We start from the raw sequence: 15,879 nt of genomic DNA, 5'->3' as shown, positions 1-15,879 counted from the left end.
TGTTTTCTCTCACGTATCTGCAATGAATGAAAATTGGAAGCGGTTCAACCATTGACGGGAAACAGGTCGCACCTTAATATTAGGGAAACAATAAAATACCAACACGAGTCATGGACTTCAGTCGCATGAGAAAAGTCTATATTTGTCTGCTTTTGTCGATCAAAGCAACAATGCGTTGAAGCGTTCGTTTTGTCCCGCCCTATCGTGTCACTTGGATAACGATGAGGGTATCAACATTTTAGAAGATGGAGAGGGGTTCTCACACATGAAAAAGAAATTCTTAATGTCTCTGATGATGGTTGCATCTATGATCGTAGCAGCAGGTTGCGGAAATAATAGCGGCGGTAGCACAACGACCGAGGGATCGGGCAGCACAACAGGTGAAGGCACAACAGAAAAATCGTATCGCATCGCGATCTCGCAAATCGTTGAGCATCCATCGCTGGATGCCACACGTGAAGGATTCATTGCAGCGCTGAAGGATGCTGGTCTTGAAGAGAACAAGAATCTGACGATTGACTACAATAACGCGCAGGGCGATTCAACGAACAACCTGTCCATTGCCCAGAAGATTGCCGGGGATTCCAAAAATGATTTGATCCTTGGGATTGCAACACCATCCGCACTGGCCCTGGCTCAGCAAGTAAAGGACAAGCCACTGTTGTTCGCGGCGGTGACAGATCCACTGGGTGCCAAACTGGTGAGTGACATGGACAAGCCAGGCGGCAATGTAACAGGTGCATCGGATACGAACCCCGAGGCAATTGTGCAATTGGCTGATTTTATCGCCAAATATTTGCCGGATGTGAAGACGGTGGGTCTGGTTATTAACGAGGGCGAACCGAATGCGGTTGTGATGGCGAACAATGCGGAAAAAGCACTGGCGACACATAATATCAAGCTGGTCAAAGCACCCGTTACGAATACATCCGAAGTCAAACAGGCAACCGATTCTCTGGTTGGCAAAGTGGATGCCTTCTATATCACGCTGGATAACTCGGTAGTTAGCGCAGTGGATACAATCATCCAGACCGCGAATAAAAATAAAATTCCGTTCTTCTCCAGTGACCGGGATACCGTGGAAAAAGGGGCTTTCGCAACTGTAGGCTTCAAATACTACGATCACGGATACCAAGTGGGTGAAATGGCTGCGGACATTTTGAAAAATGGTACAAAACCCGGTGACATGAAAGTCACCGTGCCGGACAAGCTGGATCTGATTCTGAACCTGAAAGCGGCTGAAGCCCAAGGCATCACCGTTACGGATGAGATGAAGGCAGAAGTGAAGGACCAGGATACCAACATTATTCAATAATCTGACCGGACGAATCTCCGGCAGTACGGATTCGAGGCGGACGTGCAGACGGGTTCGCCTCATTCTTTTCGATAGACAGGGAGGAAGCAATGTGAATTTGACTTGGGGTTCAATTGAAGGGGCAATCGAGCTTGGATTGTTGTATGCACTGATGGCACTGGGTGTATATATTACATTCCGCATACTGGACTTCCCCGATCTCACCGTAGACGGAAGTTTTACAACAGGAGGCGCAATCGCGGCGGTCATGATATCCAACGACTTCTCTCCTTGGCTCGCTTGCTTGGCAGCAATGGCTGGAGGCATGTTGGCTGGAGCCTGTACAGGTCTGCTGCACACCAAAGGCAAAATTAACGGGCTCTTATCCGGTATTTTGATGATGATTGCCCTGTATTCGATCAATATGCGTATTCTTGGCGCACCGAACAAATCCATAATGGGTATGGACAACCCCTTCTCGGGTGAGCATGTCATGATCATCATTATCGTGGTCGTGCTGGTATTCAAAATCATGCTGGATCTGTTCATGAAAACAGATATCGGTCTGGCACTGCGTGCAACAGGGGACAACAAACGCATGATCCGCAGCTTCGGAGCGAATACGGATGTGACCACCATTGTTGGTGTCAGTCTGTCCAACGGACTTGTCGCCCTGTCTGGAGCATTTATCGCGCAGCAATCCGGCTTTGCAGATATCACGATGGGAATTGGGATGATCGTTATCGGACTTGCTTCCGTTATTATCGGGGAAGCCATTCTGGGTGCAAGAACCGTATTCTGGGCTACACTTGCGGCCGTTGTCGGTTCAATTATTTACCGAATTGTGGTTGCTTTGGCACTTCAGGTTGAATGGTTCGACACATCTGATCTGAAGCTGATCACTGCGGTGATTGTTATTATCGCACTGGTTTTCCCAACCATGCAGCGTTCCATGAAGCAGAAAAGTCTCGCTCGCAAACGGACCGAAGAGCTTATGCGTTCGTCGGGCCAACAGGCGAAGGGAGGCATGTGATCATGCTTGAGATTACACAAGTAACCAAACTGTTTAATCCGGGAACAACCGATGAGAAGACTGCTCTGGTCGGCGTAAACCTGACGATGAATCCGGGAGATTTTGTGACGGTGATTGGCAGTAACGGCGCGGGCAAATCAACGTTGATGAACATTATCTCAGGTGTTATGAAGCCCGATATGGGTGATGTGCTGATCAATGACCGTTCCATCAAAAACCTGCCTGAGCATAAGCGAAGCAGCTGGATTGGCCGCGTCTTTCAGGACCCGATGGCGGGTACGGCACCGCATATGTCCATTGAGGAGAATATGGCGATGGCGTACAAACGCGGCAAGGGCCGTGGGCTGGGCTTTGGAGTTACCCGTGCAAGACGGGAGATTTTCAACGCCCAATTGGAGAAGCTCGGTATCGGACTTGATAAACGCCCCAATGCCAAAGTGGGCCTTCTGTCCGGCGGTGAACGCCAGGCACTTAGCCTGCTGATGGCAACGTTCACCCAGCCGCAAATTTTGCTGCTGGACGAGCATACGGCTGCGCTTGATCCTTCTCGTGCGGAGCTGATCACAGAGCTGACCGAAACGCTTGTACGAGAGATGAGACTCACAACCCTGATGGTCACACACAATATGGAACAGGCCATTCGTCTGGGCAATCGTCTAATTATGATGGACAAAGGCCGGATTATTCTGGACGTCAGTGAAGAACGCAAGCGCACGTTGACTGTATCCGAACTGCTTGGTGAATTTGAACGCATCAGTGGTAAAAAAATGGCCGATGATCGCGTGGTGCTGGGTTAAATCCGGGGGTGCCTAGCGCTCAGCAAAAAAAGACCAAGTCCCCCTTTCTCACAAAACCTTTTGCGTTCTCGCAAAGGGTTTTTGTGGTATGTTGGACAGGATAAGGACCACAAATTAGCAAGCATACACAGGAGGGGCCAAGCATGTCGTTACAATTTGATGAAGGGACATATACCGTAATCCGGCGTACGGATTCCGTTCGCCTACTGGCGAAGGAATTTGCGCTGCTGTATTTTCTGTACAAAAACAAGGAAAAAGCCTTCACTCGCAGTCAACTGCTAGACCGGGTGTGGCCCCTGGAGTATCCGGTAGAACGGACTGTGGATGATCATGTATACCGTTTGCGCAAGAAACTGAGACATTGGGAAGAAATTGTGCTGGATACCGTGCGTGGTTATGGGTACCGGCTTACCATTCGCTCCAATATAGCGTTAATGCCCTCTAACCCTTCCGCTCAAGATCAGGAGATGCGAGAAGCGATTCATGGCCTGTTCCGCAAATATCATCTGTATGGGCAGGGGAAATCGATGCTCACGCTGCTCGATCAGCAAGAAGTGCTGGGCATTGAGATTGATCCATTTTATAAGCTATACATCCACTTTATCCAGGGGGATCTGGAATGGCTGAGTACAACGACGGAAATCCCATTCAAGGAACGATTGTACTGTCTGCTGATTTTTACACATGCCCTGATTGAACCATCGGAGAGTCTGCCATTGTACGAAAAGGCTCTGAATTCATCGGCATTGTCTGCGGATCAGCATCGTGAACTTCGTATTCTGAATATTGTTGAAGTCTATGCAGAGGTGGGCCAGTATGAACGAGCCAAACTGCAGCTCTTGGAGACGTATGAAATCATGGAGTCGGATAAGCTGATCAATTTTAAAATTCCGGTAAAGCTCTCAGAGTTGTATGTGGAACTGTGGGGTGGCAGCGGCGAAGCGGTAGAGGAACAGTTGGTTGTCCTGCGCTCCGGGTTGAGAGATGCGCCTTATCTGCGAGAAATCGGACGCTTTCAGGTGATGGAGGGACTATGGCTGCTCAGACAGGGCCGAACACGTGAGGCAGAGCCGAGGATGGACGATGGTCTGGATGTATTGAAAATGACACTGAACGCTCCGCTATATTTGAATTCTGCATACCAGATATTGCTGTTCATGGCACACCATCGGATAGAAGGGCGCCTGCAAAGGAAATACCGTCGATTGTATGCGGAAATCTCCAAAAATTACGGTGTGCCTGCTTATGGACAGCGAATCGTGAGTGAAATCCGCACATTTTTATCTCCTTTTACCTCGTCCTCTGATCTTCCTCTGATATAACGCCCTTATGATTACAGCCAAGGAATATATATAAGCCAACAAGGCTGTAATCTGGGGAGGAACCGCAAAAATGAACACCGTCTCTAATGAATCCACGCTCTCTTCGAATTCGTCCAATGGTTCATCCAAAAGCCTGTGGACCAACAACCGCTTCATGCGGATGTTTATTGCATATGCACTTGCGACCTTTGGAGATTGGTTTGACGCGCTCGCCATCCAGGTGATGGTCGCTTATCGTTGGGGGGCTGATCCGCTGATCATTGCCCTTATTCCGGTATGTATGGCTGTTCCGGGTATCGTACTTGGCTCAGTAGCAGGTGCATTGGCGGATCGTTTGCATAAGGTCAAAATGATGATGATATGTGATGTGGTCACCGTTTTGTTAACGATTGCCGTTCTGTTCGCGCCGAGTGCGGCATGGCTGCTTCCGCTGCTTGCTTTACGAGCCATGATGGGTGTATTCCACGTGCCGGCACAACAAGCCCTGACACGTCAGGTGGTACCAGAGGAGCATCTGTTCCAGGCATCGTCACTGAACGGTTTTGTGAGCCAATGCTCCAAAGTTGCGGGACCGCTGCTAGGTGCAGTCACTCTGGCCGTATTTTCTCCGCAAGTCTGCATTCTCATTAACGCTTGCACACGCCTGATATCCGGAGCCGTGTTGTGGCCTTTACGGCGTTTGACAGAAAAGAGGGAACCTTCTAAATCCTCTACCCTGGAGGGGAGTCCTTTGGGGGAGGAGTCCAAGGAACCCCTATTCACCCAGTGGCAGAAAGGCTGGCGCTTTATTCTAAGCAGCCGTACTCTACTGAGTACGATCCTGTTCGGCTGCGTTGGTTTAATGGCTATTCTCATGATTGATTACCAGTTTACGACGCTGTTTCGGGAGATTAAGCCGGGTAACGAAGCCCTGATCGGCTGGATGGGATCATCGGCGGGAGCAGGTGCAGTTGTGATCATTCTTCTATTAAATCGGCTGCCGCGAATCGGGTATGGCTGGGGGCTGGGCGGAGGGTATTTGCTGATTGGTGTGGGAATTGCTGCACTGGGCTGGATCGGTCCTCAAACGTCCGAGATTTGGGTTATAATTTGGGGCTTGTGTATTGGTCTTGGCAATGGCCTGTTTATGGTGACGTTGAATTATCTGCTGCAAAAAGAAACCCCTCCTGCCTATGTAGGCCGTGTATTCGGTATTCAAAACTCCCTTTCCAGTGTCGTGCTGGTCGTTGCTCCACTTGCAGGCGGAGCGTTGATTCGGGCGACAGGAGCCAGTCTTACTTTTCAATATATCGGCATGGCAACACTGACTATTGGTTTGGCAGGCATCATACTGCAGCGAATCTTATGGGAGGGAAAACAACCCCGACGGCTGGAGCCGACAGGAGAACTTGGGCAGGAATCGGTCAGACAACCATGATTTGCATGGTTATGGTCTAAACAGAATAGAAGCAAGCAACAGCCGCTTTCGGTCATGATTCGGAAGCGGCTATTTTCATGCGAAATGATTGTGGAAGTACGCTTCCCACCAGGCAAAGTAGGCAGTGGAGGCCATAGAGTCGATCTTGATCTATGATCCGTTCATCCATTCCAATTACTGTTTACAGATAACCGCACGAAAACAGCGGATAGGCGGGCCATACATGTCGGACCAGATGGCATCCTCCGGTTCTTGTACGTTCAGTTTGCCTTCAATCTTCAGTCCGGTAACGGCCATAATCGTCTCCAGCAGGTCCGGACGCATCTCGGGCACATCGAACGTGGTAATCAGCCGTCCGTCTGGTTTCAGCACTCTGGCGAATTCGCGAAAGGCCCGCAGCATGGTGCCTGTATCCAGATGCTCCAACACAGAGATGCAGAATACGCTATCAAACATCTCGGATTCATACGGTAGCTGAGCCAGATTGGCCTGCGCAAGATGCAGTCGATCCAGGCTCGATTCCGGCAGGTCAAGGGCTGCCTGATCACCAAAATTAGACGCGATATCCAGCCGAATCGCTTCTCTGGACAAAATGCGCTCATCCCAATCACAGGCATGAACTTCCCGGCAGTGCTCCGCCAGCCAGAACTTGAAGGGATGGGATATGCCGCAGGCCGCATCAAGTACGACGTTTTCCTGGCATGCAAACTGGCGTGCCCATTCGTATTCGTACGGGCGGCTCCACCACGCAGGATGCAGTGGGAAGACCAACGTATCCGTTCTGGGATCACTTTCCCGAATGTATCTCGATTCGATGAATTCCGTTGTATTAGGCATATCCATCATCCCCGAATTCCCTCCTTCAGTCCTGCTTCCGCCAGAAAAGATTCCAATACCGTACTCCACCTGCACCGCCAATGGGATATGTCGTAGGACAGCGCTGTCTCGCGGGCATAGATACCCAGCCGCTCCCGTTCGGCCCGCCAACCCGTCCGCGCCTGAAACGCTCCGAAATAGGACAGCTGATGAACCTCGGGAATATGTCCCAATCCGAGGATCACACTGCACAAGTCAAGGATATAACGTTCCAAACCTCCGCCGAACACCCGGCTGAAATCCCGGTTATAGCCATCGGTGAAGCTGTGTGTCAAAATGCTGACTACGCCCATCTCACCTTTCCTCCTTCCAGGGAATCAGCCGGGGCTCCGGATCAAGAATCGATTCATAATGCTCCAGGCTGCCCCACTCGCCGTGTGGATCAATTCGTTTATAACGCAAATATTTCCGAACCCGATCCTCCAGACTTCCTGCCCAGCCCAGATGCTGAACCTTCAATTCCGTACGGATTCCGGGCAAGACGGTACAGGGCAAGGGGAGACGAGGCACATGATGATTTTGCTGCGGATAAAAATAGGGATAACCCGGCATATAACGGACAAGCGAAGCGGTGTGCCTTCTGTGCAGCCCCCAAAGGTTATCTTCCCGATAGTGGGTTCGACCACCCCACATATCGTAAAACCGGAAGGCGATCCAGTCTGAATGCTCCTGATTAATCAGTGCGCGTATGGCGTTCTTGGCCTCTTTACTGTACAACTCATCGGCATCTACGGAGAGCAGCCAATCCGGATCGGTACCCACGGCTGCTTGCCACAGGGCGTTGCGTAATCGCCATTCCTCAGCAAATAAAGGCTTTTCCAGTACTTCCAGCCGAACGACCTTTGGATAGGCTCTGCATATGTTGGGTGTTCCATCTGTGCTAGCATCGTCCACAATGACGATCTCATCCACGAATTCACTCAGATCGTCCAGTACTTCCTCCAGATATCGCCCACGCTCGTTACGAACCTGCAGCATCGCGGTCAATTTATTACCCTGATTTTTACGAACACGACGAATGGAGAACAGCTCTCTGCATAGGTCTGTTTCCTGATGATTATCCAGCATCATGGCATCTCCCCCAGCAGTTGCTGGACGGCATGATCCAGCAGCTCCATCTATAGGGAAAAGCCGACCATCCTCCTTTCCGAGGGAAAAGTATATAACGAAAGGCAGGCAGAGCCGTACTTGACTCTTCTGCATCTACCCCTTGATGAGGCTCCGGGTCCGGGATCGGAGACAGCTCTTCCATCGACAAATCACCTCGTTTCATTTGCATTTTTGTCCGTTCATGGATTGAAGCAGCACCACCTGATAAACATCGGATTGGCGCTGCTTTGAATGATATCAATGAATCCACTGATTCCAATGACTCAATATGTAATGCCCTTCTTTGCACAGCATATTTAATGCCTGACACTAACATATGGGCATTCCGTCCCAAACATGAGCATCTTCCGTGAATAGACGAAGCTGGCAAGCCCAAAGATTAGGCTTAATTTTATCTATTGTGTGACCGTCGTCACTTTTTTTCGCTGTCATGGCAGGCTTTGTGATAATTGTCACATGTATAAAATAGTCAATCTGGCACAATACGTTCATCAATACGTGTTTGGCTGACAGAAACTGAAGAAGGGGCTTCAATGTCAAATACGAAAACTGCGATATGAACAGAAAGAAGGGGTAACGGTATGGATCCGATCATGTTATCGCGTATCCAATATGCGCTCACAACGATTTTCCATTTCTTTTTTGTGCCGCTGTCCATCGGTCTTGTACTGCTGGTAGCCATTATGGAGACGTTGTACGTAGTGAAAGGTAAGGAAGTTTACAAAACGATGGCCAAATTCTGGGGGAAATTATTCCTGATTAACTTTGCTGTCGGTGTGGTCACAGGCATTCTGCAAGAATTCCAGTTCGGCATGAACTGGTCGGAGTACTCCCGTTTTGTCGGGGACGTATTTGGTGCGCCACTGGCTGTGGAAGCCTTACTGGCGTTCTTTATGGAGTCTACCTTTATCGGACTCTGGATTTTCGGATGGGATCGCTTGTCCAAAAAAGTGCACTTGGCCTGTATCTGGCTGGTATTTGTCGGTACATTCCTGTCCGCGCTGTGGATTCTGGCAGCCAATTCATTCATGCAGCATCCGGTGGGCTTCGAGATTAATAATGGCCGCGCCGAGATGAACGATTTTTTTGCACTGATTACGAATGGTCAACTGCTGGTGGAGTTCCCGCACACGATCTTTGGTGCCTTGATGACGGGTGCATTTGTAGTGACCGGGATCAGCGCTTTCAAATTGATGAAGAAGCAGGATGTGGAGATTTTCCGCAAATCGTTTAACATTGCCATCCTTATTGGCCTGGTTTCCTCACTGGGTGTTGCCTTCTCGGGTCACTTCCAGGCGCAATATCTGGTGGAGACGCAGCCAATGAAAATGGCAGCCAGTGAAGGAACATGGACGACGACGGAAGACCCTGCGCCATGGACGGTGGTGGCCGCTATCGATCCGGACAAACAGGAGAATTCCGGCGAGATCAAAATCCCCGGATTGCTCAGTTACCTGTCCTACAGCAAATTCTCCGGCAGTGTCAAAGGCATGAAAGAACTGCAAGCCGAGTATGAGCAAACGTATGGACCAGGGGACTATATTCCACCGGTACGGACGACGTTCTGGAGCTTCCGCATCATGATTGCTGCGGGCGGATTGATGATTTTGCTAGCTCTATACGGTACATTCCTGGCGATGCGCCGGAAGCTGGAGGGAGCAGGCAAATGGTTTATGCGTCTGATGGTATTCGCCATTTCCCTGCCGTTTATCGCCAATACATCTGGGTGGATTATGACTGAGGTGGGAAGGCAGCCGTGGACGGTATTTGGTTATATGACGACTGCAGCCGGGGTATCCCCCAACGTAAGCGCAGGACAGATTTTGTTCTCCACCATTGCTTTTACAGCAGCTTATACGGTACTCGGAATTGTGATGGTCTATCTGTTCGTTCGTGAAATCAAGGCAGGGCCATATGCAGTCGAAAAGCCGGAGGAGCATGATGAATCGGCCGATCCGTTCGGCGTGGATGGGGGTTATTCTGTTGTCACTAAGTGAGTTGTGGTTTTTGCTGATTGCCGTCTTGTTTGTTGGTTTTTTCTTTCTGGAGGGTTTTGATTTTGGTGTGGGCATGTCCACTGCCATTATTGGCAAAACGGATCGTGAACGTCGTACCCTGATCAACTCGATCGGTCCGTTCTGGGATGGCAATGAGGTCTGGCTGATTACGGCGGGGGGTGCCATGTTTGCAGCCTTTCCGCACTGGTATGCCACGCTGTTCAGCGGTTTTTATCTGCCGCTGGTCGTGGTGCTGCTGGCCTTGATCGGTCGCGGAGTTGCCTTTGAGTTCCGCAGCAAGATGAGACAGGGACGCTGGCGCAAAACATGGGATATCATCATTGTAGTCTCCAGTGCGTTACTGCCGTTCCTGTTCGGGGTTGTTTTCGCTACCCTGATGAAGGGGTTACCTATCGATGCACAGATGCAGCTTCGTCCCGGCTTCCTGGACATCGTCAATCCGTATACGGTAGTAGGTGGTTTGAGTGTGACGTTGTTGTGTCTGGTGCATGGATTGCTGTTTGCTTCATTGCGGACCGTCGGAGATCTCAGAGAACGTGCCCTGAATACAGCTAAAAAGTTGATGCTGCCGCTGGCCGCGATCCTTGCGGTCTACGCTGTGATGACATACTTCATGACTGATGTGTTCGCCGTACGAGGCTGGGCCCTCTGGATTATGGTTGTCCTGGGCGCTGCTTCATTGGGTTTGGCCACTTACTTCGTGCGTCAGAAACGTGAAGCCTGGGCTTTCGGTATGACGGGAGCCGTGATTGCAATCGCGTTCGCCTCCGTATTCATCGGCTTGTTCCCAAGGGTCATGGTAAGTTCAATGGGTTCGGCGTTTGATCTGACGGTCTACAATGCTTCATCCGGTGCATATTCACTGAAAGTGATGACGATTGTGGCATGTACGCTGCTTCCGTTTGTACTCGGCTATCAGATCTGGAGTTATTACATTTTCCGCAAACGTCTGAACGATCAGCATCACCTGGAGTACTGACATGGGACGGGGGCTGCTGAAGCTGCCGGGCATCCGGCCTGTACTGGCGCTGGCTTCAGCGCTGGTACTGCTGCAGGCGATGACGATAATCATGCAGGCCAAATGGCTGGCACAGGCGATCACGGCACTGTTTGAAGGTTCGCCCGTAACGAAGCAGTACCCGGTACTGCTGTTGTTCCTGGCCGCTTTTGCCGCCCGTTATGCCCTATCCTTCTGGTTGCAGCTCATTGCTTCGCAGTACGCAGAGAAGACAGGAAACGATCTGCGCAGACAGATGGTGCAGCAGTGGTTCCGGCTGGGGCCGCGTTTTGCCAAAACGGAAGGAACAGGGCACCTGGTAACGCTGGCACGCGAAGGAACAGCCCAGTATAAGACGTATCTGGAACTGTTTATTCCCCGAATGCTGGGGATGGGGTTCACGCCAATGGTTATTCTGTTCTATGTCTTCAAGCTGGATAGGATGTCCGGGGTTATTTTGACGCTGACACTGCCCATCCTGATCGTGTTTATGATTTTGGTCGGTTTGGCCGCACAGCGCAAGATCGATGGACAGTTCAAGTCCTACAAAGCGCTGGCAAACCACTTTGTAGATACGCTGCGTGGACTGGAAACGCTAAAAACACTGGGCCAGAGCGGCAAACATGCGGAAACGATTATCCGGGTGAGTCAGCGCTATCGCAAGGCTACGATGTCTACCCTTCGCATGGCTTTTCTGTCCTCCTTCGCACTTGATTTCTTCACCATGCTGTCGGTGGCTTCGGTGGCGGTTGGCTTGGGGCTGCGTCTGACGGAAGGGCATATGCTGCTTGGACCAGCACTGACCGTACTGATTCTCGCGCCGGAATACTTCCTGCCTGTACGAATGGTAGGTGCAGATTACCATGCGACACTGGACGGTAAGGAGGCCGGGGAAGCGATCAGTCAGATGATTGAACGAGGGAAAGCAGCCGAGCTTAAGCAAAAGGAAGCGTATGCGAGTGCTGTTCTACATGGTGTGTCAGAAAAGAACGGAGAATCCTCTTCGACTAAACCTTCTTCTGGCCAAAGTGATGTGTCTCCATCCACGATACGGGTGATATTGGGTGAGCAAAATGCAGGGGGTGGCGTTGTCGTTCCTTCATCGACGTTCTCATGGGAGGCGACGAGCAGATTGGCACTTACCAATGTGCAGGTGAGGCATGAGGAAGACGGGCCATGTTCGCTGAATGATGTAACGTTTCAGGTTTCTGGTCTTGGCAAAGTAGGGATTATCGGAGCGAGCGGAGCAGGGAAATCAACCCTGATTGACGTACTTGCAGGTTTTCAGCCGCTTACTTCAGGCCAAGTCTTATACAACGGTCAGTCCTTATCTCCAGAGATGATGGAAGATTGGAGAGAACAAACGGCGGCCATCCCGCAGCATCCATACATCTTCAGTGGAAGTCTGGCGGATAATGTTCGATTCTATATGCCTGAAGCTTCGGATGCGGAGGTGGGCGAAGCCATTCACGCAGCCGGTTTGCATAAGCTTGCTTCCTCCTTGCCCAATGGGATGCAGGAGTTTATTGGAGCTGGGGGAAGGCAGCTCAGCGGCGGACAGGAGCAGCGAGTGGCTCTGGCGAGGGCTTTGCTTAGTGCACGGCCAATCCTGCTGCTGGATGAGCCGACTGCGCATCTGGATGTGGAAACGGAGTATGAACTGAAACAGACGATGCTGCCGCTATTTGAGGGCAAGCTGGTTTTTCTGGCAACACATCGACTGCACTGGATGCCGCATATGGACCGGATTATCGTGATGGATGGCGGCACGGTTGCAGAGACAGGAACGCATGAGGAATTGTTGGCCCGACAAGGTGTATATTACCAGATGATTCAGGCCCAGATGGAGGCGGTGTGAGATGAGAGCCGGATATGAGCAGACAGAAACAGCCCGAAGCGGGGACAAAAAGAATAGCTGGATCACTCCGTATGCGGCTCAGTACCGCTGGAGACTCGTGGCAGTCATTGCGCTGGGGATCTGCGCTACGTTATGTGCTGTCCTCCTGCTCTTCACCTCCGGATTTCTGATCTCCAAGTCGGCGCTCCGTCCTGAAAATATTTTGATGGTATATGTACCGATCGTGGGTGTTCGTGCATTCGGGATTTTCCGTGCCGTATTCCGGTATGTCGAACGATTGGCCGGACATGATGCGGTGCTGCGTATACTCGCGGATCAGCGCGTGAAGCTGTATCGGATTCTGGAGCCGCAGGCACTGTTCCTGCGCTCCCGCATGCAGACGGGAGACGTACTTGGAGCTCTCGCAGAGGACGTAGAACGACTGCAGGATATTTACCTGCGTACGGTATTTCCGGCGGTTACCGCACTTGTGATGTACGGAGGCGCGGTTGTGACTTTTGGCAGCATCGATCTGGGCTTTGCACTGTGGATGGGTCTGTATATGCTGTTTCTGGTCGCTGTGCTGCCAGCCATATCCCTCCGAGTGACGTGGAAGTTACGGGTTCGGCTGAAGCGGGAGAATGCCAAGTTGTACACTCGTCTGACAGATGGTGTGCTTGGACTTGGGGATTGGCTAGCGAGTGGACGAGCTGAAGAATTTGTGCGTCGGCAGGAAGAGGCTGAAGGGCAGACAGATATGATTCGGCTGCGCTTGCGGCAATGGACCCGCTGGCGTGATCTGGCTGCCCAGTGCGTGATTGGGCTGATGGTGGTATCCGTGACCTTATGGGCGGGAAGTGTGGCTTCTGCCGGGCAGCTGCCTGCGGTCATGATTGCTGCATTTGTGCTGGTGCTGTTTCCACTCACGGAAGCACTGCTGCCCGTAGGAGATGCCGTGGAGCATATCCCGCAGTATCGTGAATCGATGGAACGATTGCAGCACTTGGAAGGTGAAGAGCATAAGCCAGACCAGTCTGGAACCGAAGAAGCGGATGCAGCGGCCAGAGCCAAAGGGGATAAGACCTCAGGCTTATCAGGCAGCAATCTAGTAGTTGGAGAGCAACTGGGTTCCCCGGAGCGTACGGAAAGAGCTTTGGCCCAACGTATCCGCTTGCGCATTCCGCCCAGGCTGCGAGCCGACATTCAGATCGATCAGGTGAGTTATCGTTATACGCCAGATGCCCCGTGTGCAGTGCAGGAGGTATCCCTTCATCTTCCTCAGGGCAAACGCTTGGCTATTCTCGGTCGCAGTGGTGGTGGAAAATCAACCCTTCTGAAGCTCATTCAGGGTGCGTTGCTCCCATCCGCCGGGAATGTAATCTTCAATGATCTTCCCGTACAATCGATGGGCGAAAATATAACAGATGTCATTGCAGTGCTAAACCAAAGTCCGCATCTATTTGATACAACGGTAGCCAACAACCTGAGAATCGGCCGTCCGCATGCGACAGACGAAGAAATCCAGCGAGTGGCTGCGCAAGTAGGTCTATCCGATCTCATTGAATCCTTGCCGCAGGGTTATCATACCCCGATGCTGGAGACAGGACTTCGTTTCTCTGGTGGAGAAAGACAGCGGATTGCACTGGCCCGGGTACTCCTTCGCGAGACGCCTGTCGTTATTTTCGATGAACCAACGGTAGGGCTTGATCCGATGACGGAAAGAGCGCTCATGCGCACTATTCTGGAGAGCATGCAGGGCAAAACAATGATCTGGGTCACCCATCATCTGATGGGAGCGGAACGAATGGACGAACTTGTTTTTATGGAAAATGGACAGATTACGATGCAAGGTTCTCACGAACAATTGCTGGCTCGGGAAGAGCGTTACCGCCGTCTCGTTGAACTTGATCGACCGGGGTGGTCTGACTTGCTGACAGCGGAGTTGAAGCTGCCTCCTGTCACTTCCAAATAGCAGGACTCCTGGTATAACAACATTCTAGAGAGAATGTCGATTCTTTCTAAACACCAAACGAGCCATGGAAGTCATTCCAAGGCTCGTTTTTGTCATGCATCTACTTTGCAACATACACCCTCTGATACAGACCATACAACTACATCGTTCAAATCTCCTGTTCCAACAACATCGCTGTGCCGCATGATTGACGCAGAACCAGTTCCGGCTCTACTTTAATGCAGCGGTTATCCATCTGTTTGTTCATCAGATCGAACAGAATCATGGCAGCAAGGCGTCCAATTTTGTCGGTATCCTGCTTGACGGTGGTTAGCGGCGGATCGGTATAACGGCAGGCCTCGATATCGTCGCAACCGGCAACGGCAATATCCTCCGGAATGCGCAGCCCCGCTTCCTTAAAGGCGCGGATAGCTCCGAATGCAAGCAGATCCGTGGCTGCAAATACAGCGCGTGGCAGGACTTCACAGGTGAGCATTTTTTTTGCGGCTTCGTATCCGTCCACCGCGGCATAATCTTTGCTGTATACCACCCATTCGGGGTTCTCCTCGAGACTAAACTGCTTTAGGGAACGTTTGAAGGCCTGCTCCCTCTGTTGCATCACTAGAGAGGCCCGCTCTAGTCCGATAAAACCAATTTGCCGGTATCCGTTCATATAAAATTGCTCTACAACCTTGGTTGAGATCTTCTCGTTATCCGACATGATGTAACAGGAGCTCTGTCCTGTAAGCTCGATGTCAATTCCGATACAAGGAATGGGGCTTGCATCAAGGTCGAATACACTGCTCTCCACTTCATCCCCTGCAATAATAATGCAGCCATCTACTTGAAAATACTTCGATCGCGCCAAGTAGTCCTCGCCCTGATCCAGAAATTTCTCATTGGAGAAGAATAGCAGATCATATCCAAGCAAGCCAATCTGTTTTTTAAAAGCATTGATGACTTCTACAAAGAAAGGGTGGCTGAAATCGACGTTCAGTTTCCCTGCAAATACAACGCCAACAAGGTTGGATTTTTTGGTCGCGAGCGTTTTGGCTGAAGAAGAAGGACGATAGCCGGTCTCTTCCATAATCTTGAGCACTCGTTGGCGAGTCTCCTCGCCGATATCTGGATAGTTGTTGATGATCTTGGATACCGTTGCTACAGACACGCCGGCTAAACGGGCTATCGTTTTGATATTCATTTACATCCCTCGGATTCTAAACTGGT

At 51.0% G+C, this 15,879-nt stretch carries 14 protein-coding genes; 9 read left to right on the top strand and 5 right to left on the bottom strand.

Annotation, left to right across the window (positions count from 1 at the left end; genetic code table 11):
• Positions 1-265: 265 nt before the first annotated feature.
• The 5 genes from JNUCC31_RS12755 to JNUCC31_RS12735 all read left to right on the top strand — a co-directional run bounded on the left by JNUCC31_RS12755 (position 266) and on the right by JNUCC31_RS12735 (position 5,863).
• Complete coding sequence (locus JNUCC31_RS12755) at positions 266-1,315, top strand: ABC transporter substrate-binding protein (protein ID WP_192271611.1); 1,050 nt, start codon at positions 266-268, stop codon at positions 1,313-1,315.
• A 91-nt stretch (positions 1,316-1,406) separates the two neighbouring features.
• Positions 1,407-2,327 (top strand): ABC transporter permease, encoded by a 921-nt coding sequence (locus tag JNUCC31_RS12750; protein WP_192271609.1) that lies wholly within the window; start codon positions 1,407-1,409, stop codon positions 2,325-2,327.
• 2 nt (positions 2,328-2,329) lie between these two features.
• On the top strand, positions 2,330-3,124 hold the full coding sequence (locus JNUCC31_RS12745) for an ABC transporter ATP-binding protein (RefSeq protein WP_192271607.1): 795 nt from the start codon (positions 2,330-2,332) through the stop codon (positions 3,122-3,124).
• A 143-nt stretch (positions 3,125-3,267) separates the two neighbouring features.
• Positions 3,268-4,446 (top strand): winged helix-turn-helix domain-containing protein, encoded by a 1,179-nt coding sequence (locus JNUCC31_RS12740; RefSeq protein WP_192271605.1) that lies wholly within the window; start codon positions 3,268-3,270, stop codon positions 4,444-4,446.
• 70 nt (positions 4,447-4,516) lie between these two features.
• Complete coding sequence (locus JNUCC31_RS12735; RefSeq protein WP_192271603.1) at positions 4,517-5,863, top strand: MFS transporter; 1,347 nt, start codon at positions 4,517-4,519, stop codon at positions 5,861-5,863.
• A gap of 174 nt (positions 5,864-6,037) precedes the next feature.
• Here the strand turns inward: JNUCC31_RS12735 and JNUCC31_RS12730 are convergent, their stop codons facing one another.
• The 4 genes from JNUCC31_RS12730 to JNUCC31_RS33290 are packed head-to-tail and all read right to left on the bottom strand — an operon-like array spanning position 6,038 to position 8,012.
• A complete protein-coding gene (locus tag JNUCC31_RS12730; RefSeq protein ID WP_192271601.1) occupies positions 6,038-6,709 on the bottom strand; it encodes a class I SAM-dependent methyltransferase in 672 nt (223 codons plus the stop codon).
• Entirely contained in the window at positions 6,706-7,032 is a 327-nt protein-coding gene (locus JNUCC31_RS12725; protein WP_192271599.1) for a hypothetical protein, read from the bottom strand. The genes JNUCC31_RS12730 and JNUCC31_RS12725 overlap by 4 nt, the downstream gene beginning before the upstream one ends.
• A gap of 1 nt (position 7,033) precedes the next feature.
• The gene (locus JNUCC31_RS12720; protein WP_228469636.1) at positions 7,034-7,810 is read right to left on the bottom strand and encodes a glycosyltransferase; all 777 of its coding nucleotides are present in this window, start codon (positions 7,808-7,810) and stop codon (positions 7,034-7,036) included.
• Positions 7,797-8,012, bottom strand: a complete 216-nt coding sequence (locus JNUCC31_RS33290) for a hypothetical protein (RefSeq protein ID WP_228469635.1) — start codon at positions 8,010-8,012, stop codon at positions 7,797-7,799. The genes JNUCC31_RS12720 and JNUCC31_RS33290 overlap by 14 nt, the downstream gene beginning before the upstream one ends.
• Positions 8,013-8,430: 418 nt before the next feature.
• On the opposite strand from JNUCC31_RS33290, the gene JNUCC31_RS12715 reads away from it, so the two are divergent.
• Genes JNUCC31_RS12715 through cydC form a run of 4 tightly spaced genes read left to right on the top strand, consistent with a single transcriptional unit; the run spans position 8,431 to position 14,673 of the window.
• Complete coding sequence (locus JNUCC31_RS12715; RefSeq protein WP_192271597.1) at positions 8,431-9,846, top strand: cytochrome ubiquinol oxidase subunit I; 1,416 nt, start codon at positions 8,431-8,433, stop codon at positions 9,844-9,846.
• Positions 9,830-10,846 carry a cytochrome d ubiquinol oxidase subunit II gene (cydB, locus tag JNUCC31_RS12710; protein WP_192272965.1) on the top strand — a complete coding sequence of 339 codons (1,017 nt, stop codon included), beginning with the start codon at positions 9,830-9,832 and terminating at the stop codon, positions 10,844-10,846. Before JNUCC31_RS12715 ends, cydB begins: the two co-directional genes overlap by 17 nt.
• A gap of 1 nt (position 10,847) precedes the next feature.
• Positions 10,848-12,722 (top strand): thiol reductant ABC exporter subunit CydD, encoded by a 1,875-nt coding sequence (gene cydD / locus JNUCC31_RS12705; protein WP_192271595.1) that lies wholly within the window; start codon positions 10,848-10,850, stop codon positions 12,720-12,722.
• A 1-nt stretch (position 12,723) separates the two neighbouring features.
• A complete protein-coding gene (gene cydC / locus JNUCC31_RS12700; protein ID WP_192271593.1) occupies positions 12,724-14,673 on the top strand; it encodes a thiol reductant ABC exporter subunit CydC in 1,950 nt (649 codons plus the stop codon).
• A 148-nt stretch (positions 14,674-14,821) separates the two neighbouring features.
• Here the strand turns inward: cydC and JNUCC31_RS12695 are convergent, their stop codons facing one another.
• Entirely contained in the window at positions 14,822-15,853 is a 1,032-nt protein-coding gene (locus tag JNUCC31_RS12695; RefSeq protein WP_192271591.1) for a LacI family DNA-binding transcriptional regulator, read from the bottom strand.
• Positions 15,854-15,879 lie beyond the last annotated feature (26 nt).

The organism is Paenibacillus sp. JNUCC-31, from assembly GCF_014844075.1.
GTDB lineage: Bacteria > Bacillota > Bacilli > Paenibacillales > Paenibacillaceae > Paenibacillus.
Note: the sequence above shows the minus strand (reverse complement) of the source record. Positions and strands in the feature narration are given on the sequence as shown.